Genomic DNA, 18,654 nt, shown 5'->3' with positions numbered 1-18,654 from the left:
ACTGGAGCAAGAATTGAGACAGGTCAGGGGCGGGATTGTTCGAGGATGCGAACCAGCGATTCGATGCCTTCGGCGTCGACTGCATCGAAGCGGCCCGGCAGTGGGCTGTCGAGGTCGAACACACCGATCACCTCGCCGTCCTTGCCGAAGATCGGCACCACCAGTTCCGAGCGCGAGGCGGCATCGCAGGCGATGTGGCCAGGGAAGGCATGCACGTCTTCCACCACGCTGGTCGCGCGCTTTTCAACGGTGCTGCCGCACACGCCGCGGCCTTTCTTGATGCGGATGCAGGCTGGCTTGCCCTGGAACGGGCCCAGCACCAACTCATCCGGGCCTTGCATGAAATAGAAACCCGCCCAGTTCAAGCCGGGCATGCTGTTGAAGACCAGCGAGCTGGCATTAGCCGTGTTGGCGATCCAGTCATGTTCGCCGTGCACCAGGCCACCCAGTTGCGCGCGCAGGTCTGCGTACATGGCGCGCTTGGCTTCGGGGGTATCGGTGCTGTAGGTGGTTTCGCTGAGAGAGAAAGACATATTGCAGCTCGGTATGTTACTTAGGACGCCGACATCTTACCAGCAATCGCGTTAAGTTGCGGGCATGGCTACTCATCATCAAATCCGCCATCTGCTGCGCGAGGTATTCGGCGTCGAACGTCTCCGTGCTGGCCAGCAACAAGTGATCGACAGCGTGCTGGCGGGCCAGGATACGCTTGCCATCATGCCGACCGGCAGCGGCAAGTCGCTGTGCTACCAGATTCCGGCATCCATCCTGAAGGGCAGCACGGTGGTGGTATCGCCCCTGATCTCGCTGATGAAGGACCAGGCTGAAAAGCTCGACGATATCGGCATCGAAGTGGGGCAGCTCAACAGCAAGGTGTCGGCCGAAGAACAGCATGAGGCGCTGCAGGGCTTGCAGAATAATGAAGACCGCATAGTGTTCTGCACACCGGAACGGCTGGCCACGCCCGAGTTCATGTCCTTGCTGCATAAGGCCGACATCGGCCTGGTGGTGGTGGATGAAGCCCACTGCATCTCGCGCTGGGGCCATGACTTCCGTCCGGCTTACCTCGATATCGGCGCGGCACTCGATGCACTGGGCCGTCCGCCGGTATTGGCGCTGACCGCCACTGCTACCGACGAAGTGGTGGACGATATCCGCCGCCAGCTTGGTGCGCCGAAGATGCGGGTGGTGAATACCGGCATCTACCGTCCCAACCTGCACCTGGCCGTGCGCCAGGTGACCAACGCCGACGAGCGTGCGGCAGAGGCGCTGCGCCTGGTGCGGGAATCCGGTGGCAGCGGCATCGTCTACACCGCCACCGTCAAGGCTGCGCAAGAAATGCTGGCGGTGCTTGAGGAAGCCGGTGAAAGCGTGGCGCTCTACCACGGCAAGCTGCATGCCGGCGAGCGCCACCAGAACCAGGAAATGTTCATGTCCGGCGCGCGCCGCGTGATGGTGGCGACCAATGCTTTCGGCATGGGCATCGACAAGCCCGACATCCGCTTCGTGATCCACCTGCAGGTACCGGCCAGCCTGGAAGCCTATTACCAGGAGGCCGGGCGGGCAGGGCGCGACGCCGACGCGGCCGACTGCACGCTATTGTATTTCCATGAGGACAAGCGGGTGCAACAATTCTTCCTGGCGCGCAGCTATCCCGATGCGGCCCTGCTGCGTGCGGCCTATGACGCAGCCTCCAATGGCGAGCGGCCGCGCGACAAACGCAGCCAGGTCGCGCTCAAGCTGCTGAAGGAGGGTGGCTGGCTGAAACAGGACCGCAAGCTGCAATATCGCCTGGCCGGCAATGCTCCTCGCCCGGTGGATCTTGAGCGCCTGGCAGAACGCTATCGCGAGAAGCAGGAGCACGACCGCGATGCATTGGCGCAGATGGTGTCTTACGCGCAGAGCGGCTATTGCCGCTGGAAGCTGCTGCTTGACTATTTTGGCGACGAATCTGCTGGCATAGAGCGCTGCGGTACTTGCGACAATTGCAGGTCTCCACCGACAATCGGCACAGGAGGGTAACGATGGCGGACATGGTTGTCGTGCGCAAGGAGGGACTGTACTGCGTGCCAGGCGGCTTCTATATCGATCCCTGGCGTCCGGTGGAGCGCGCCGTGATCACGCATGGCCATGGCGACCACGCGCGTCCCGGCCACGGGCATTACCTGTGCGCGGATCCCGGCCTCGGCATCCTGCGTGCCCGCCTCGGTGAGATCAACCTCCAGGGGCTGGCCTACGGCGAAGTTTTGGAGCACAACGGTGTACGCATCTCGCTGCACCCGGCCGGGCACGTGCTCGGCTCGGCCCAAGTGCGCATGGAATGCCAGGGCGAAGTGTGGGTCGCCTCGGGCGACTATAAAGTGGAGCCGGATGCCACCTGCACGCCATTCGAGCCGGTGCGCTGCCACTGCTTCATCACCGAGTCCACTTTCGGCCTGCCGATTTACCGCTGGCAGCCGCAGCAGGCAATCTTTGACGATATGAATGCCTGGTGGCGCCGCAACGCGCAGGAGGGCCGTTGCAGTGTCATGCTGTGCTACGCCTTCGGCAAGGCGCAACGCATCCTGAGCGGGCTCGATCCTTCGATTGGGCCCATTGTCTGCCATGGCGCGGCGGAACCGCTGAACCGGATTTATCGCGAGGGCGGCATTGCGTTGCCGCCGACCGTCATGGTGAGCGATGTCGACAAGGCAGCACTGCGCCAGTCGATGGTGCTGGCGCCGCCATCGGCTGCCGGATCGCCATGGATACGCCGCTTTGGCGATTTCAGCGACGCCTTTGCCAGCGGGTGGATGCAGTTGCGCGGTGCGCGCCGGCGGCGCGCGGTGGACCGCGGCTTTGTGTTGTCCGACCATGCCGACTGGCCCGGCTTGATGCAGGCCATCCGCGCGACTGGAGCGCAGCGCGTGATCGTGACGCATGGGTCGATTCCCGTCATGGTGCGCTGGCTTTGCCAGAACGGCTACGATGCGAAAGGTTTCGATACCGAGTACGGCGACGAGGAGGCGGGGGAGGCCAGCGATGCGTGAGTTTGCCCGCCTTTACGCGGAACTGGACGACACCACCTCCACCAAGCGCAAGCTGAATGCGTTGCAAGCCTACTTCAGCAAAGCTGCGCCGGAGAATGCGGCATGGGCGGTGTATTTCCTCGCCGGTGGCAAGCCGCGGCAAGCGGTGCCGGTCAAGCTGCTGCGCCAATATGCGACGGAATATGCAGGACTGGAAGAATGGCTGTTCGACGAGTGCTACAACGCGGTCGGCGACCTGGCCGAAACGATCGCCCACATCCTGCCGGCACCCAGGCAGGAGAGCGATATTGGCCTGGCCGATTGGATCGAGCAGCGCATTGCGCCCCTGCGTGGGGCAGCGCCGGACGACGTGCGGGCGACCCTGTTCGGCTATTGGGATGAACTGGAGACGCGCGAGCGCTTCCTGCTGGTGAAGCTGATCGGCGGCGGCTTCCGCGTTGGCGTGTCGCGCCTGCTGGTCACGCGCGCGCTCAGCGCCATCGCGGCGGTCGACAGCAAGCTGGTAGCGCAGCGCCTGATGGGCTGGACCGATGGCAGCGTGCGGCCGACCGCGCAAGGCTTCCTGCAATTGATCGCGGCGCCATCGGCAACCGAACATGCGGAGCGGGGCGGACAACCGTATCCATTTTTCCTGGCGCATGCCTTGCAGGCCGATCCCGCCACGCTGGGCGAGCTGGCGGACTGGCAGGTCGAATGGAAATACGATGGTATGCGTGCGCAGCTGGTAGCGCGGGGCGGGCTCAATTTCCTGTGGTCGCGCGGCGAGGACCTGATCACCGAGCGCTTTCCCGAACTGCTCGCTATCCGCCTGCCGCAGGGAACGGTGATCGATGGCGAAATCCTGGTGTGGCCGCAGGGCGATGCGCCGGCGCCGTTTGCAGCACTGCAGAAGCGCATTGGGCGCAAGCTGCTCAGCACGAAACTGCTGGCGGAGCTGCCGGCGGTGCTGGTCGCCTATGACCTGCTGGAGCTCGATGGCGTCGATGTGCGCCAGTTGCCGCAGCACGAGCGGCGCGCCTTGCTGGAACAGTTGGTGGTGCAGGCAGGCCAGCCGCAATTGCGCTTGTCGCCGCTGGTGCTGGCGGAAGACTGGGCGCAGCTTGCCAGGATCCGGACCGAGTCGCGCGCGCGGGGCATGGAGGGCATGATGCTCAAGGCGCGCGCTGCGCAGTATGGTGTCGGGCGCACCAAGGATGTGGGTACCTGGTGGAAATGGAAGATCGATCCGTTCAGCGTCGATGCGGTGCTGGTTTATGCCCAGGCGGGGCATGGGCGGCGCGCCTCGCTGTACACCGACTACACCTTTGCGGTGTGGGACAGCGATGCGGATGGAGCGCGCAAGCTGGTGCCATTTGCCAAGGCCTATTCCGGCTTGACGGATGCGGAAATTGCGCAGGTCGACAATACAGTGCGCCGCACCACCATCGAGCGCTTTGGGCCGGTGCGCAGCGTGAGGCCGACCATGGTGTTCGAGATCGGTTTCGAAGGCATTGCGCAGTCGCCGCGCCACAAGTCGGGGATTGCGGTGCGCTTTCCGCGCATCCTGCGGCGGCGCGACGACAAGGACGTGGAAGATGCCGACACGCTTGATACCTTGCGTGGCTTGCTGGCGCAGGCGCCGCCATGAGTCCTGGCTTTCCGCGCCCGCGCCCGTTGCCGCCCCGGCGGGCGGCCGCCGCGTCCGGCGCAGCAGGTTCGGTCGAGGACGCGGCGCCAGTGCCGGTGCGCTTGCCTGCCGCGGGTTCGCCCGCCGGCCCTTCGCGTGAGGAGGTCGAAGCCTGGTTTGCAGCGCACGGCTGGTCGATCTTCCCCTTCCAGCGCGAGGTATGGGATGCTGCCGGGCGCGGCGAATCTGGCCTGCTGCACGCAACGACCGGCTCCGGCAAGACGCTGGCGGTATGGCTGGCCGCTTTGCAGCGCGCGAAGGCCAGCCGCAAGCCGGGCCTGCGCGTGCTCTGGATCACGCCGATGCGAGCGCTGGCCGCCGATACGCTGCGCGCCTTGCAGTCGTCGGCTGCCGGCCTGCTGCCCGGCTGGCAAATCGAATCGCGCACCGGCGACACGGACAGCGCCACCCGGGCCCGGCAAGCGCGCGTCCTGCCCCATGCGCTGGTGACGACGCCGGAAAGCCTGACCGTCCTGCTCAGCCGCCCGGAGGCGAAAGAGCTGTTTGCGCACCTCGACATGCTGGTGGTCGATGAATGGCATGAGCTGATGGGCAATAAGCGTGGCGTGCAAACCCAACTCGCGTTGGCGCGCTTGCGCCACTGGCAACCGGGGCTGGTAGTGTGGGGCTTGTCCGCCACCCTCGGCAATCTGCAGCAGGCACGCGAAGTGCTGGCGCCGCATGGCGCTATCGTCCAGGGCCACCTGCGCAAGGAGCTGCGGGTCGACACCCTGATTCCCGGCCATCCGTCGCGCTTCCCTTGGGCGGGCCACCTTGGCATCCAGATGCTGGAGCCGGTAGCCAAGGAGATCGCGCAGCACGCCAGCACCCTGGTGTTCTGCAATACCCGCTCGCAGGCCGAGCTGTGGTACCAGAACCTGCTTGACGCGCGGCCCGAGTGGGCAGGCCTGATCGCCCTGCATCATGGATCGCTCGACAAGGAAGTGCGCGAGTGGGTCGAGCAGGGCCTGAAGCAGGGCAAGCTGAAAGCAGTGGTGTGCACGTCCAGCCTTGACCTGGGCGTCGACTTCCTGCCGGTCGAAAGAGTGCTGCAAATTGGCAGCGCCAAGGGCATTGCGCGTCTGCTGCAGCGCGCCGGCAGGTCGGGCCATGCTCCCGGCCGCACTTCGCGCATCACGCTGGTGCCGACCCACAGCCTGGAACTGCTGGAAGCGGCAGGCGCCATCGAAGCCGTGCGCGAGCGCCATATCGAGCCACGGCTGGCACCGGAAAAGCCGCTCGACGTGCTGGTGCAGCACCTGGTTACGGTAGCGCTGGGCGGCGGCTTTCGCAGCGAGGAACTGCTGGCCGAGGTGCGCACTGCGTGGTCGTATCGCGCACTAAGCCAGGAGGAATGGCAATGGGCGCTGGACTTCGTGGCGCGCGGCGGGCAAAGCTTGTCGGCATATCCCGAATACCGCCGCGTGCTGCCGGACGAGGAAGGCGTCTACCGCGTGCCCGATGCCGCCATCGCGCGCCGCCACCGCATGGGCATCGGCACCATTGTTTCGGAAGCGACGGTGCAGGTGAAATACATGAACGGGTCCGCACTTGGCAGCGTGGAAGAAGGCTTTATCGCGCGGCTGGCCAGTGGCGACCATTTCCTGTTCGGCGGCCGCATCCTCGAATTCGTTCGCATGCATGAAATGACGGCATTCGTGCGCCGCGCAACCGGTGCCAAGGGTGCGGTACCGCGCTGGCAGGGCGGCAAAATGCCACTATCGTCCGAACTTGCCCACGCTGCGCTGGAACAGTTGCGGCACGCCACCGAAGGCCGTTACGAAGGCCCGGAAATGCAGGCCATCCGGCCGCTGCTGGAAATCCAGCGGCGCTGGTCGGCGCTGCCCACGCCGGACACCACCGTAATCGAGGCCATGGAAAGCAGGGAAGGGCATCATCTCTTTGTCTACCCTTTTGCCGGGCGTTCAGTGCACATCGGACTGGCCTCCTTGCTGGCCTACCGCATTGCACGCGCACGGCCTGCCACGTTCTCGATTGCCGTCAACGACTACGGCTTTGAATTGCTGGCGCCGGAAGCGCTGCCCTGGCGCGAAGCGCTGGGCGATGGCGGCGCCTTCACCACCGATCATTTATTGGAAGACGTGCTGGCCAGCCTGAATGCCGGCGAACTGTCGCAACGCCGTTTTCGCGAAATCGCGCGCATTGCAGGACTGATCTTCCAGGGCTATCCTGGCCAGCCCAAAAGCAATCGCCAGTTGCAGGCCTCCTCCTCGTTGTTCTTTGAAGTCTTCCGCAAGCACGATGCGGGCAACCTGCTGTTGACGCAGGCGCAGCGCGAGGTGCTGGAGCAGGAGCTGGAACTGGGGCGCCTGCGCACTACGCTGGCCGAATTGCAGCAGCGGCAAGCCAGCTTCCACCAGGTGCGCCGCGCTACGCCGTTCGGCTTTGCGCTGATGGTTGAGCGCTTCCGGGAGAAGCTGACGACGGAAAGATTGTCCGACCGCGTGGCACGCATGCTGCGCGAGCTGGAAAAGGCAGCCGGCCCATGACTGCCATGGCCACCGAACTGGCGGGCGAGCAGGTGCTGCTTCTGCCGCAAAAAGCCTTGTACTGGCCGGCCGCCAGGACCTTGATGGTGGCCGACATCCATTTCGGCAAAGCCGCCAGCTTTCGCGCGCAAGGCGTGCCGGTGCCGCGCGGGACCACCAGCGAAAACCTTGCAGCGCTCGAAACGTTGTTAACCACGCATGATGCCCAGCGCATAATTTTCCTCGGCGACTTCCTGCATGCCAAGGCAGCGCAGGCGCCGGCAACATTGCAAGCCATGCTTGATTGGCGCAGCCGTCACCGGGAACTGGAGCTATTGCTGGTGCGCGGCAACCATGACTGGCATGCCGGCGATCCCTCGGAGCTGTTGCATGTAGCGCTGGCCGACGAGCCCTTTGCCTGCGGGCCTTTCGCCTTGTGCCACCATCCCGGCGTGGCTTGCGAAGGCTACGCCATTGCCGGACATGTGCATCCCGTGTTTCACCTGCGCACCGCGCGCGAGTCCCTGCGCCTGCCTTGCTTTCTGCTCGGCACTAGCCGTGCCATCCTGCCGGCCTTTGGCGCCTTTACTGGCGGGCACTCTTTAATTCCGCAAGCCAGCGACAAAGTCTATGTGGTTGCCGAAGATTCAGTTTTCCTGATTGAAAAAAGGTAGGCGATATCCTACATTTGTCGCGCTGAACGTCCTATATTACCTGTACAGTGCTTGCACTAACATGAGTTCTCCCGCGCCTACGCCGCGGGGGTCTTTTCCACCGAACCGAGCAGGGAGACGAATCATGGCTTCGAATAATCCAGGCGACAAACGCGGCAACCGGCAGGATAGTCCGGCCGGCAGCAAGCAAAGTGCACGTGGCTTTGCCTCCATGGACCCACAACGCCAGCGGGAAATCGCTTCCGAAGGCGGCCGCGCTGCCCACCAGAAGGGCACCGCGCACGAGTTCACTTCCGAGGAAGCACGCCGCGCCGGCAGCATGAGCCACAAGAACGACGGCAACCGCCAGAGCGGATCGCGCGGCAATGCCAGCCGTAGCGAGCAGCAACCCAGCCAGGGCCAGCAGGAAGTCGGCAAGGACTTCCAGCAGGACTACCAGGGCAACAAGCAGGGTGGCGATAAGTACTAAGTTTCAATTGAAGCAAGGAGGCCAGCATGGGAAGGCCTGATAAACCCAGTAAGGACACGGAGAACCAGCAAAACTTTGTGCTGGTCGATACAGAGCATCCGGAGATCGGCAACGCCACGGTCCCGGAAGGCCAGATCCGCCGCGCTGACCGGCCTTTGCCAGGCAACCGGCAAAGCGTTACGGAAAGCGGTTCGCGGCAGGGCGGCAGTGGACTGGGCACCGAAGGCGGTGCGCCAGGGCCGGACGCATTGATCGCCTTTTTTACGCCGGTTTCCTTAGAACATGAAATTCGCGGTCAACTGGGCGTAGCGCGGCGCGCCCAGGGTGGCACGGGCGCCGCTGTTGTTCAGGGTATTGACATAGAACTTGTCGAACAGGTTGTACAGGTTCAGCTGCAGGGCCACATTCTTGTTCAGCTTGTACGAAACCATGGCATCGACCACCGTGTAGTGCGGGATGGCCGGCATGTTGGTGGTGGCGGCGGACTGGGACGGATCGATCAGGCGTTTCTGCTCGCCCATGTAGCGCGCACCGCCGCCAACGGTCAGCTTGTCGTCGAACTTGTAGGTGGTCCACATGGTGGCCGAGACTTTCGGCGACCAGCGCGTGGCTGCGCCAACGGCGTTGTTGCCGGTGGTGCCTTCCTTGATCTCGGTATCCATGGTGGCGATGCCGGCAGTCACGCTCCAGGCTTTGGTGATCTGGCCTACCGCGCCCAGCTCCACGCCTTGCACGCGGCGTTCACCCAGTTGCGCCCAGGTGTTGGTGACGGCATCCACCAGCTGCGGGAATTCGTCCTTGTTGGTGGTGCGGTACAGCGCGGCAGTCAGGGCCAGCTGCTTCTGGATCACGTCCCACTTGGTGCCCAGCTCGATGTTGGTGGTCTTCTGCGGCTTCAGTGCCGGGTTGTTGGCGTTGGCCGCGGTTTGCGCGGCCAGCGAATGATTGGCGCTGCCCGGCGGTGTCTTGGAATTGGCGTAGGCCAGGTAGACGCTGCCGTCCTCGGTCGGCTTGTACAGCAGGCCTGCCTTGATGCTGGCCAGGTTGCCCGACTTCTCGACGTGGGCGCCGCTCAGCACGTTGGTGGTGGTGTTCAGCGTGGCGCTGTCGGTGCTGGTCTTGTAGCGCTCTACGCGCAGGCCGCCGTTGACTTGCCACTGTTCGTTCAGCTTGACGGTGTCGAAGGCGTAAGCGCCGACCGTATCGGTTTTGCCGTTGGTGAAGGCGCCGCTCAGGACTGGATTGAAGCCGGTCAGGGTGTCGTTCGGGTTCGGGTGGTACAGCTTGGCGGCCGGCGCCGTGCCCAGGCTGGAGGCCAGGCGGCTCGGCGAGAACTGCTCTTCGCTCAGGAGCTCGAGGCCGGTGGACAGCGTGTGCTGCAGCCCGCCCAGCGTGAATTCGCTGACGATATTGGTGGTGTTGGCCAGGATCTTGTTTTCCTGCAGCACGCTCTGGCGCGTGCGGCTGATGGTCCAGGTAGCCGGATCAGCAGTCGGCGCGCTGAGGGTATTGATGCCGCTCAGGATGCGATCCATCTTGGACTTGCCCCAACGGGTGGTGTTGGTCAGCGTAGTCTTTGGCGCCAGCTCGTGCTCGATCTTGGCGGTCAGCAGGTCGGCGTCGACTTTCTCGTAATCGCCCTTGATGCCATACCAGTTGTTGCGCTCCACGCGCGGTGCGGTGCGCAGGGCGGAGCCGGCATTGTAGAAGCCTTCCACGCCCACGCTTGGAATGCCGCCGTCCGGCACGTTATCCTGGCGCACGTGCTGCGAGAACAGGTAGAGGCGGGTCGGCGTGCCCAGGCCCCAGGCGATCGATGGTGCGAAGCCTTTGCTTTCGCGGTCCAGCGCCTTGCTGCCTTTCAGGCTGCCATCCTGCACCATGGCGTTCAGGCGGAAGGCGCCGCTGCTGCCGAAGCTGCGGGTCACGTCGGCGGTGCCGCGCTTGACGCCGCCCTGGGTGTAGGCGAGCGATGCCGCGGTCGATTCCTCGCGGCTTGGCAGCTTGGAGACCAGGTTGATGTAGCCGCCGGCTGCGCCGCGGCCGATGTCGGCGCCGGCCGGACCCTTGGCCACTTCGACTTGCTCGATATTGAATGCTTCGCGGGTCACGGCGCCAAGGTCGCGGATGCCATCGACGAAGATCGAGGATTGGGCGGCGAAACCGCGCATCTGAAAGGTGTCGCCGGCGCTGGTGTTGCCGTTCTCGCCAAGCTGCAAGGTAATGCCGGGGGTGTTGCGCAGGGCCTCGACGATGGAGGAGGCGCCCTGTTCCTGGATCAGTTCTTTCCTGATCACGGAAATGGTTTGCGGGGTATCCACCAGCGGGGCGGTCAGTTTCGGCGAAGACGCGCGGTCAACCTTGTAGGCGACGTCGGCGGCGGCTTCGACCTTGACTTCGGCCATGGTCTTTTCCTGCGCCTGGGCCTGGACGGACAAGGGCAGGCCGATGGCGGCCATGGCGAGCAGGGATTGGTTCAGCAGCGGCTGGGTGGCCAGCGTGTGCTTGCGGCTACGGATAGTCAAAATTCTCTCCAGATTTGATGCAGTTGATGTTTTACGGCTGGCTGCATCCGTCAAACTGGAGATGGCTGGCTGTTGCGGGTATGTAAAGCAATGTAAATGATAACGATTCTCAATTGCATTAGCAAGTCTGGTGCATTATCATCCGGTATTCACTTATGGAAAGTAACAACTTGAGCAGTCCAGAAATCGAGGCGAATCGCCAGGCCAAGCGCGCCGTTTGGCTCAAGCTCCTGCATGAATGGCATTGGGTCAGTTCGGCCATGTGCCTGCTCGGCATGTTCCTGTTCGCGGTCACAGGCATCACCTTGAACCACGCCAGCCAGATCGAGGCCAAGCCGTCCGTGGTGCGCCAGCAGGCCACCGCGCCCGACGCCCTGGTGGGTGAGTTGCATGCGTTCGCCGCAAAGCACGACGGCGAAAAGGCGCCGCTGCCGGAAGCGGGCGAACGCTGGCTGCGCGACACCTGGTCGCTCAAGGCTGGCGGGCGCGAAGCCGAATGGTCGGTCGATGAGGTCTACCTGCCGCTGCCGAAAGCGGGCGGCGATGCCTGGGTGCGCATCGGCCTGGAGGACGGCGCGGCGGAATTCGAGAACACCGACCGCGGCTGGATCTCCTGGCTCAATGATGTGCACAAGGGCCGCAATACCGGCGCGGCCTGGAACTGGTTCATCGATATCTTTGCGGCTGCCTGCCTGGTGTTCTGCATTACCGGCTTGCTGATCCTGAAATTCCACGCGGCCAAGCGGCCGTTCACCTGGCCGATGGTGGGCCTGGGCGTTGTCATTCCATGCGTTATCGCTTTGCTCTACATTCATTAAGGACTTCTGTATGAAACTTCGTTATTCCATCGCCGTCGGACTGCCGCTGGTGAGCGCGTCCGCGATGGCGGCCGACCTGACGCTGAAATTCGATATCCCGCAACTGAACGTGGCCGAATACCACCGCCCATACGTGGCGGCCTGGCTGGAGAATGCGGACCAGAAGGTGGTGGCCAACCTGGCCGTGCTGTACGACGTGAAGAAGAAGGACAATGCCGGCACCAAATGGCTGAAGGACATGCGCCAGTGGTGGCGCAAGGCCGGCCGTGACGTGGAAATGCCGATGGATGGCGTGAGCGGCGCCACCCGCGCCCCGGGCGAAGTTTCCCTGAACTTCCCGGTGGCGAAAGATGCGCTGAACAAGCTCCCGGCCGGCAATTACCAGCTGGTGCTGGAAGCGGCGCGCGAAGCGGGCGGCCGCGAGCTGGTGAAAGTGCCGGTGGCGTGGCCGCCGAAATCGGCGCAGTCCTTCTCCGCCAAGGGCAAGGAAGAACTGGGCGATGTGACCGTGCAAGTCAAACCTTAAGGACCCGCCATGAAGCTGAGAAAAACCCTGATCGCGCTGGCACTGGCCGGCACCGCCTTCAGTGCCCAGGCGCACAAGCCATGGCTGCTGCCTTCATCCTCGCTGGTCGATGCCAAGGAGCCCTGGGTCACCGTGGATGCGGCGATCTCGGAAGGCTTGTTCGATATCGACCACCAGCCCCTGAAGCTCGATGGCATCACCATCACCGGCCCGGATGGCGCCAGGGTCGACATGCAGAACGCGCTGACCGGCCGCCTGCGTTCCACCTTCGATGTGAAGATGGCCAGGCCGGGCACTTACAAGATCGCCCTGGTCAGCCAGTCCGTGATGGCAAGCTGGAAGGCCAATGGTGAAGTGAAGCGCTGGCGCGGCCAGGAGGCGGAGATGGCCGCCAACGTGCCGGCCAATGCGGAAGAGCTGAATGTGTCGCGCACGGCCAGCCGCCTGGAGACTTTCGTCAGCGCCAACAAGACCGACGAGGCGGTGTTCAAGCCGACTGGCGTTGGCCTGGAGCTGGTACCGGTGACGCACCCGAACGATATGCGCGCGGGCGAAGAAGCGAAATGGAAGTTCCTGCTGGACGGGAAGCCAGCAGCCAACCAGGCCTTCAGCCTGATCCCGGGCGGCGTGCGCTATCGCGGCACGCTGGGCGAGATCCGCTTGTCGACCGATGCCAGGGGCGAGATCAGCTTCAAGATCCCCGAGGCGGGCATGTACCTGGTCTCCAGCAGCTGGCCGGCCGCCGCTGCGCCGCAAGCGGGACAGCCGCCGGGTCCGCGCCAGATGCCGCCCCGCCGCGTGACTTACGCTGCGACGGTGGAAGTACTGCCGCAGTAAGCAGGTGCGCCGGGTACTGCTGCCACCCGCCATCTCCGCCGTGCCAGTGCCGGCGGGGGCGGGCATCGTCGATTTCGGCGGCGCCAGCATGGGTACCACCTGGTCGGCGCGGGTAGCGCTGGCGCCCGGCGCGATGGCTGCCGGTGCACCGCTGCGGGCGGCCAGCCTGCAGGCCGGCTTGCAGGAACAACTGGAGCAGGTGGTGGCGCAGATGAGCCACTGGGAGCCGGCCTCGGACCTGGGGCGTTTCAACCGCGCCGGCGCCTGCACCTGGCATGCGCTGCCTGCCGACTTTTTTGAAGTCCTGAAGTACGCGCTCGACGTGGCGCGCGAGACCGGCGGCGCCTGCGACCCCTGCGCAGGCGCGCTGGTCAACCTGTGGGGTTTCGGCCCGGCTGGACGGCATGACCAGGCCGGCTTCGTGCCGCCCGCTGCGCGCGACGTGGCGGCTGTGCGTGCCGCCATGGCGGGCCGTGTGGTGGAACTGGACAGCCCGCGCAAGCGCGCCTTCCAGCCCGGCGGCGTGCAGCTGGACCTGTCCGCAGTGGCCAAGGGCTTCAGCGTGGACAAGCTGGCGCATTACCTGGAAGGGCAGGGCTGCCGGCACTACCTGGTCGAAGTCGGGGGCGAGCTGCGCGGCGCCGGTGTCAAGCCCGATGGACAGCCCTGGTGGGTGGCCCTGGAAGAGCCGCCAGCAGCCGGTGCCGGCCGTGCCGGCCAGATTGCCGTCGCCTTGCACGGCCTGGCCGTCGCCACCTCGGGCGACTACCGCAAATATTTCATGCAGGACGCCACGCGGCGCCCGCATACCATCGATCCTCGCAGCGGCATGCCGATCAGCAATGCGCTGGCATCGGTGACGGTCGTGCACGAAAGCGCCATGGCGGCCGACGCCTGGTCTACTGCGCTGACGGTGCTGGGGCCCGAGCCAGGCCTGGCGCTGGCCGAACGCAAAGGCCTGGCCGCGCGCTTCCTGCTGCGCGAAGGCGAGGCGCTGCGGGAAATCCTGAGCAGCCGTTTCGAGAAAATGCTTGAAGAAGAATGATCCTGACGAATGACCCGACCCGGCTCGCCCTGACGGCCGCCATGATTGCCGGCTATGGCATGGTATGCCTGCTGCCCTGGCTGCGCACACGGCGCGTCCGCGCCGCAGTGCTGGCCGCGCGCGCCGCGGCGCGCGATTCGCCTTGGCTGGTGGCCTACGCCAGCCAGACCGGCAACGCCGAACTGCTGGCGCGCCAGACCAGCGAAACCCTGCGTGTGGCTGGCATTGCCAACCACCTGTGCGATTTTGATGAACTGGACGCTGCCACGCTGCAGGCGGCCGAACGCGTGCTGTTCCTGACTTCGACTTACGGCGAAGGCGATCCGCCCGATGCGGCGGCGCGTTTTGCGCAGCGCCTGATGGCACGCAGCGACCTGGCGCTGGGGCAGCTGCACTACGCGGTGCTGGCGCTGGGCGACAGCGCCTACAGCAGCTTCTGCGGCTTCGGCCGCGCGCTCGACGCCTGGCTGGCGGCACGCGGCGCGCAAGCGCTGTTCCCGCGCGTTGAGGTCGACCGCAGCGCCGCGCCTGCCATCGCCGCCTGGCGCCAGCAATTGAGCCACCTGGCCGGCACCAGCGACGCGCCGGACTGGGACGCGCCCGATTTCGCGGAGTGGCGCCTGGCGGCGCGCCGCCAGCTCAACCCCGGCAGCGCCGGCGCGCCGATTTACCACCTTGAGCTGGAGCCGATGCCCGGCCTTGCGCTGCCGGCCTGGCAATCGGGCGACCTGGTGCAGGTGGCCGCGCCGGCCGATCCCGATCGGCCGCGCGAATACTCGGTCGCATCGGTCCCGGCCGACGGCCGCGTGCACCTGCTGGTACGCCTGCACCGCCATGGCGACGGCAGCCACGGCCTGGCTTCGGGCTGGCTTACGCAGCAGGCTGCGGAGGGCGCCATGGTGCGACTGCGCCTGCGCGAACACCGCCGCTTCCGGCTCGGGGACAACGCCGTTCGCCCGCTGATCCTGATCGGCAACGGTAGCGGCATGGCCGGCCTGCGCGGGCACCTGAAGGCGCGCGCCGCCGCCGGCCAGGCGCGCAATTGGCTGCTGTTCGGCGAACGCGATCCGGCGCACGACGCCTTCTACCACGAGGAACTGGCGGCCTGGCAGCGCACCGGCTTGCTGCCGCGCCTTGACCTGGCCTGGTCGCGCGGCCCGGATGGCAGGCAATACGTGCAAGACCTGCTGTTGCGCCAGGCGGAAACCGTGCGTGAATGGGTGGAGGAGGGGGCCGCCATTTATGTTTGCGGCAGCCTGGAAGGGATGGCAGCGGGCGTTGACCGCGTCCTGCGCGAAATTCTTGGCGAAGACGAAATAGCGAAAGTTTCGCGTTCAGGCCGCTACCGGCGCGACGTCTATTAATTTCCCATGGTCAAGTATAAATACAATTCAATCAAGTCTGAATACAATTTATTACAAGCATATCTTGGATGTGCGTGGCAAGTTCTCGCCGTAATAAATCAATATGTATTGAATAAGTCTCTCGCGTTGTTGCGTTAAAACTACAAATGCCTAGTTTTTTGGCAAATTAAATTCCGATTCTTTCACTATCTTGCGAATTTTCCCTGTAACTTTCAGAAATGTAATTGCAGGGCATTAAATTGCTTGTTTGCTCCCCCCATAATCCGCGGTCGGTGAGCAAAATGCAAAAAAGAAACTTTGCTCATTCGAACGTTTTCAGAAACCCGAAGGAGTAAAGAAATGGCATTCCAAGAAAAGATCGGTGCGCGTTCCGTGCGCCTGGCGATGTCCGCCCTGGCCCTGATCGCTGCAGGCAACGCAGCCGCGCAAGAAGCGCCGATGCAACGCGTTGAAATCACCGGTTCCGCGATCAAGCGTATCGCCGTCGAAGGTGCACTGCCAGTGCAGCGCCTGTCCGCCGAAACCATCGCCAAGACCGGCGCCGGCACCGTGGCCGACCTGATCCAGGCCCTGCCAGCAATGCAAGGCTTCACCGTTGATGCAGTCGCTGCCGGCTCGAATTCGGGCGGCAACGTGTCCGCATCGATTCACAATATCGGTGAAGAGTACACCCTGGTGCTGCTGAACGGCCGCCGCGTGGCCCCGCAAGGTTCGGGTTCCGCCGTTAACCTGAATGCCATTCCGATGAGCGCGGTTGAGCGCGTTGAAATCCTGACCGACGGCGCATCCGCCCTGTACGGTTCCGACGCGATCGCCGGCGTGATCAACTTCATCCTGAAAGACAGCGTCAAAGCTACCTCGATCGAAGCCAACATCACCCAGCCGTTCGACAGCAGCGCCGGCCGCCAGACCTACTTCAACCTGACCTCCGGCTGGACCGATGAAGCGGGCCGCATCAAGCTGGTTGGCTCCTACCGCCACGACGAGCGCACCGCCGTCAAGGCCACCGAGCGCGAGTTCGCCAAGACTTCCTACGTGCCATTTACCCACAATGGCCACAACTACGTGATGGACCGCACCAGCTCGTCGGCAATCCCTGCCAACGTTCAGGTCAAGATGAACAAAGCCAGCGGCACCGGCACCGAGTCGATCGGTTTTAACCCGTACTACAAGGCTAACGGCAAGTGCGCTCCGGTGAACTTCTACCAGGCCGCCAACGACGCTACCACCCAGAACTGCGGCTTCGACTCCGGCACGATGGTTGAAATCGTTCCTGAGAACAAGCGTGACAGCTTCTTCGGCAAAGCCACCTTCAAGCTGACCGACAACATCAACCTGTTCGCCGAGACCGCGCTGTCGCGCCTGGACCTGACCGCACGTATCGCCGCCAACACCGCGCCGATCAGCGTTGCCAAAGGTTCGGCTTACTACAACGATTACGTCAAGCCATACCTGACCGCCGACCAGGATTCGCGTGTGACTTCGGTCAACGCCCTGTACCGCACCTTTGACTTTGGCAGCCGCGCCAGCAACACCATCACCGATTCGACCCACTTCGTTACCGGCGCAGAAGGCGAACTGGGCGCATGGTCGTTCAACACCGGCCTGACCTGGTCCCGCAACAAGATCGACGAGCGTTACGTTGGCGGCTACGCGCTGAACCAGCCGTTCCGCGACATGATCGCCAGCCGCACCATCAATCCGTTCGAACCAATCGGCAGCACCAAGGCGACTGCCCAGCAACTGTCCGACGCGACCTTCATCGGCTCGATCCGTGAAGCATCGACCACCCTGAAGGGCATCGACGCACGCGGCTCGCGCGAACTGTTCAACCTGCCAGGCGGCGCCGTGCAGATCGCAGTGGGCGGCGACTTCCGCAACTACCACTACGAGCAGACTCCTTCCGAAGCGGCAAGCAACGGTTCGATCTACAACTTCAGCACTCCTGCACGTTACGACATGGATCGCGACACCTACGGTCTGTTCACCGAACTGGCTGCTCCAGTGACGAAGTCCGTCGAAGTGACCGGCGCCGTGCGTTACGACGGCTACTCCGCCATCGACAACGGCCTGACCAATACCACGATGGGCAAGCGTGAACACGCAACCACCTACAAGGTATCGGCACGCTGGCAGCCAACCCAGGGCTTCCTGGTACGCGGCTCCTACGGCACCGGCTTCAAGGCGCCTTCCATGCTGAACATCGGCCAGCCGCTGGTTACCGCCGGCTTCACCGCCAGCTCCTACGGCTGCCCAACCGTCCTGGGCAACGATTCGCTGTGCCAGCCTGGCAAGTCGCAGTACAACGTGTACTCCGGCGGCAATCCGGACCTGCGTCCTGAGAAGTCGAAGCAGTTCACCATCGGCTTCCGCGCTGAACCGACCAATGCCTTCTCCTTCGGTGCCGACCTGTGGGATGTGAAGATGACCGACGCGGTTTCGGAAGTGTCCGAGCAACTGGCGTTCTCCGACCCGGTCAAGTTCCGTGACCTGTTCACCACCTTCACCCAGCCTGCAACCGGCGCTACCTACTGGGCCTTCAAGTCGCTGTCGATCAACATCGGCAAGACCCACAGCCAGGGCCTGGACTGGGACTTCACCGCACGCCACAAGTTCGGCTTCGGCAACCTGACCTCGAACCTGGCAGGTACCTACCTGATCAAGTCCGACTACACCGAGCCAGGCACTTCGGACAAGTGGACCAACGACATGAACTTCTTCGGCACCGACAACAAAGTCGCGTTCCGTCACGTTGTGCGTTGGACCACCACCCTGGAGACTGGTGCCTTCAGCAACACCCTGATCGCCAACTACCGCAACGGCTATACCGACGCGTCGGCGACCGTGCTGAACCTGGACACCAACGTGAGCGAGAAGATCCGCCTGCACGTGCCTTCGCACCTGACCTGGGACTGGCAAGGCAAGTGGACTGTCAACAAACAGTTGGCACTGCGCGCCGGTATCAAGAACCTGCTGGATCGCGATCCTCCTCTGTCGCTGCGTAACTCCTCGGGCCACCAGGTTGGCTTCGACCCACGCTACGCCGACCCAATGGGCCGCACCTTCTACCTGACCGGCAATTACGCCTTCTAAGCGCTGCCCTCAGTAGCAAAACGCCCCGTGCGCGCAAGCGCCGGGGCGTTTTTTTTTGAAAGTCGGGGTCAGCTCCGGCAATCGGACATTTTGCGCAGCAAAATGTCCGATTGCCGGAG

Annotated in this window: 14 protein-coding genes; 12 read left to right on the top strand and 2 right to left on the bottom strand. The window is 64.0% G+C overall.

Features of this window, described 5'->3' with window-relative positions; all coding sequences use genetic code 11:
* Positions 1-23: 23 nt before the first annotated feature.
* Positions 24-533, bottom strand: coding sequence for a GAF domain-containing protein (locus ASD58_RS11060; protein WP_057261178.1), 510 nt, complete (start codon positions 531-533; stop codon positions 24-26).
* A 64-nt stretch (positions 534-597) separates the two neighbouring features.
* Here ASD58_RS11060 and ASD58_RS11055 point away from each other — a divergent pair, with 64 nt between their 5' ends.
* The 6 genes from ASD58_RS11055 to ASD58_RS11030 all read left to right on the top strand — a co-directional run bounded on the left by ASD58_RS11055 (position 598) and on the right by ASD58_RS11030 (position 8,327).
* Entirely contained in the window at positions 598-2,022 is a 1,425-nt protein-coding gene (locus tag ASD58_RS11055; protein WP_057261177.1) for an ATP-dependent DNA helicase RecQ, read from the top strand.
* Between the two features lie 2 nt (positions 2,023-2,024).
* Entirely contained in the window at positions 2,025-3,029 is a 1,005-nt protein-coding gene (locus tag ASD58_RS11050; RefSeq protein ID WP_057261176.1) for a ligase-associated DNA damage response exonuclease, read from the top strand.
* Positions 3,022-4,656, top strand: coding sequence for an ATP-dependent DNA ligase (locus tag ASD58_RS11045; protein ID WP_057261175.1), 1,635 nt, complete (start codon positions 3,022-3,024; stop codon positions 4,654-4,656). Before ASD58_RS11050 ends, ASD58_RS11045 begins: the two co-directional genes overlap by 8 nt.
* Positions 4,653-7,205 (top strand): ligase-associated DNA damage response DEXH box helicase, encoded by a 2,553-nt coding sequence (locus ASD58_RS11040; protein ID WP_082565355.1) that lies wholly within the window; start codon positions 4,653-4,655, stop codon positions 7,203-7,205. The genes ASD58_RS11045 and ASD58_RS11040 overlap by 4 nt, the downstream gene beginning before the upstream one ends.
* Positions 7,202-7,858, top strand: coding sequence for a ligase-associated DNA damage response endonuclease PdeM (gene pdeM, locus ASD58_RS11035; RefSeq protein ID WP_057261174.1), 657 nt, complete (start codon positions 7,202-7,204; stop codon positions 7,856-7,858). Before ASD58_RS11040 ends, pdeM begins: the two co-directional genes overlap by 4 nt.
* Before the next feature lie 124 nt (positions 7,859-7,982).
* A complete protein-coding gene (locus tag ASD58_RS11030) occupies positions 7,983-8,327 on the top strand; it encodes a KGG domain-containing protein (protein WP_057261173.1) in 345 nt (114 codons plus the stop codon).
* Positions 8,328-8,602: 275 nt separating this feature from the next.
* Here ASD58_RS11030 and ASD58_RS11025 read toward each other — a convergent pair whose 3' ends face one another.
* Positions 8,603-10,852, bottom strand: a complete 2,250-nt coding sequence (locus tag ASD58_RS11025; RefSeq protein WP_229209959.1) for a catecholate siderophore receptor Fiu — start codon at positions 10,850-10,852, stop codon at positions 8,603-8,605.
* Positions 10,853-11,022: 170 nt separating this feature from the next.
* Here ASD58_RS11025 and ASD58_RS11020 point away from each other — a divergent pair, with 170 nt between their 5' ends.
* From ASD58_RS11020 to ASD58_RS10995, 6 genes are all read left to right on the top strand, one after another.
* Complete coding sequence (locus tag ASD58_RS11020) at positions 11,023-11,670, top strand: PepSY-associated TM helix domain-containing protein (protein ID WP_057261172.1); 648 nt, start codon at positions 11,023-11,025, stop codon at positions 11,668-11,670.
* A gap of 10 nt (positions 11,671-11,680) precedes the next feature.
* Positions 11,681-12,196, top strand: a complete 516-nt coding sequence (locus tag ASD58_RS11015; RefSeq protein WP_057261171.1) for a DUF2271 domain-containing protein — start codon at positions 11,681-11,683, stop codon at positions 12,194-12,196.
* A 9-nt stretch (positions 12,197-12,205) separates the two neighbouring features.
* On the top strand, positions 12,206-13,033 hold the full coding sequence (locus ASD58_RS11010) for a DUF4198 domain-containing protein (RefSeq protein ID WP_057261170.1): 828 nt from the start codon (positions 12,206-12,208) through the stop codon (positions 13,031-13,033).
* A 4-nt stretch (positions 13,034-13,037) separates the two neighbouring features.
* On the top strand, positions 13,038-14,078 hold the full coding sequence (locus ASD58_RS11005) for an FAD:protein FMN transferase (protein ID WP_057261169.1): 1,041 nt from the start codon (positions 13,038-13,040) through the stop codon (positions 14,076-14,078).
* Positions 14,075-15,442: a sulfite reductase subunit alpha gene (locus ASD58_RS11000; RefSeq protein ID WP_057261168.1), complete on the top strand. Its 1,368-nt coding sequence runs from the start codon at positions 14,075-14,077 to the stop codon at positions 15,440-15,442. Before ASD58_RS11005 ends, ASD58_RS11000 begins: the two co-directional genes overlap by 4 nt.
* Before the next feature lie 339 nt (positions 15,443-15,781).
* Complete coding sequence (locus tag ASD58_RS10995) at positions 15,782-18,535, top strand: TonB-dependent receptor (RefSeq protein WP_057261167.1); 2,754 nt, start codon at positions 15,782-15,784, stop codon at positions 18,533-18,535.
* The last annotated feature ends 119 nt before the right edge of the window (positions 18,536-18,654 follow it).

It is taken from the genome of Duganella sp. Root1480D1 (assembly GCF_001427305.1).
Taxonomy (GTDB): Bacteria; Pseudomonadota; Gammaproteobacteria; order Burkholderiales; family Burkholderiaceae_D; genus Rugamonas.
Note: the sequence above shows the minus strand (reverse complement) of the source record. Positions and strands in the feature narration are given on the sequence as shown.

Coding starts and splice junctions, on each gene's coding strand:
- ASD58_RS10995 (WP_057261167.1), top strand. CDS start 15,782: ATGGCATTCCAAGAAAAGATCGGTGCGCGTTCCGTGCGCCTGGCGATG.
- ASD58_RS11010 (WP_057261170.1), top strand. CDS start 12,206: ATGAAGCTGAGAAAAACCCTGATCGCGCTGGCACTGGCCGGCACCGCC.
- ASD58_RS11000 (WP_057261168.1), top strand. CDS start 14,075: ATGATCCTGACGAATGACCCGACCCGGCTCGCCCTGACGGCCGCCATG.
- ASD58_RS11030 (WP_057261173.1), top strand. CDS start 7,983: ATGGCTTCGAATAATCCAGGCGACAAACGCGGCAACCGGCAGGATAGT.
- ASD58_RS11055 (WP_057261177.1), top strand. CDS start 598: ATGGCTACTCATCATCAAATCCGCCATCTGCTGCGCGAGGTATTCGGC.
- ASD58_RS11060 (WP_057261178.1), bottom strand. CDS start 533: ATGTCTTTCTCTCTCAGCGAAACCACCTACAGCACCGATACCCCCGAA.
- ASD58_RS11045 (WP_057261175.1), top strand. CDS start 3,022: ATGCGTGAGTTTGCCCGCCTTTACGCGGAACTGGACGACACCACCTCC.
- pdeM (WP_057261174.1), top strand. CDS start 7,202: ATGACTGCCATGGCCACCGAACTGGCGGGCGAGCAGGTGCTGCTTCTG.
- ASD58_RS11015 (WP_057261171.1), top strand. CDS start 11,681: ATGAAACTTCGTTATTCCATCGCCGTCGGACTGCCGCTGGTGAGCGCG.
- ASD58_RS11050 (WP_057261176.1), top strand. CDS start 2,025: ATGGCGGACATGGTTGTCGTGCGCAAGGAGGGACTGTACTGCGTGCCA.
- ASD58_RS11040 (WP_082565355.1), top strand. CDS start 4,653: ATGAGTCCTGGCTTTCCGCGCCCGCGCCCGTTGCCGCCCCGGCGGGCG.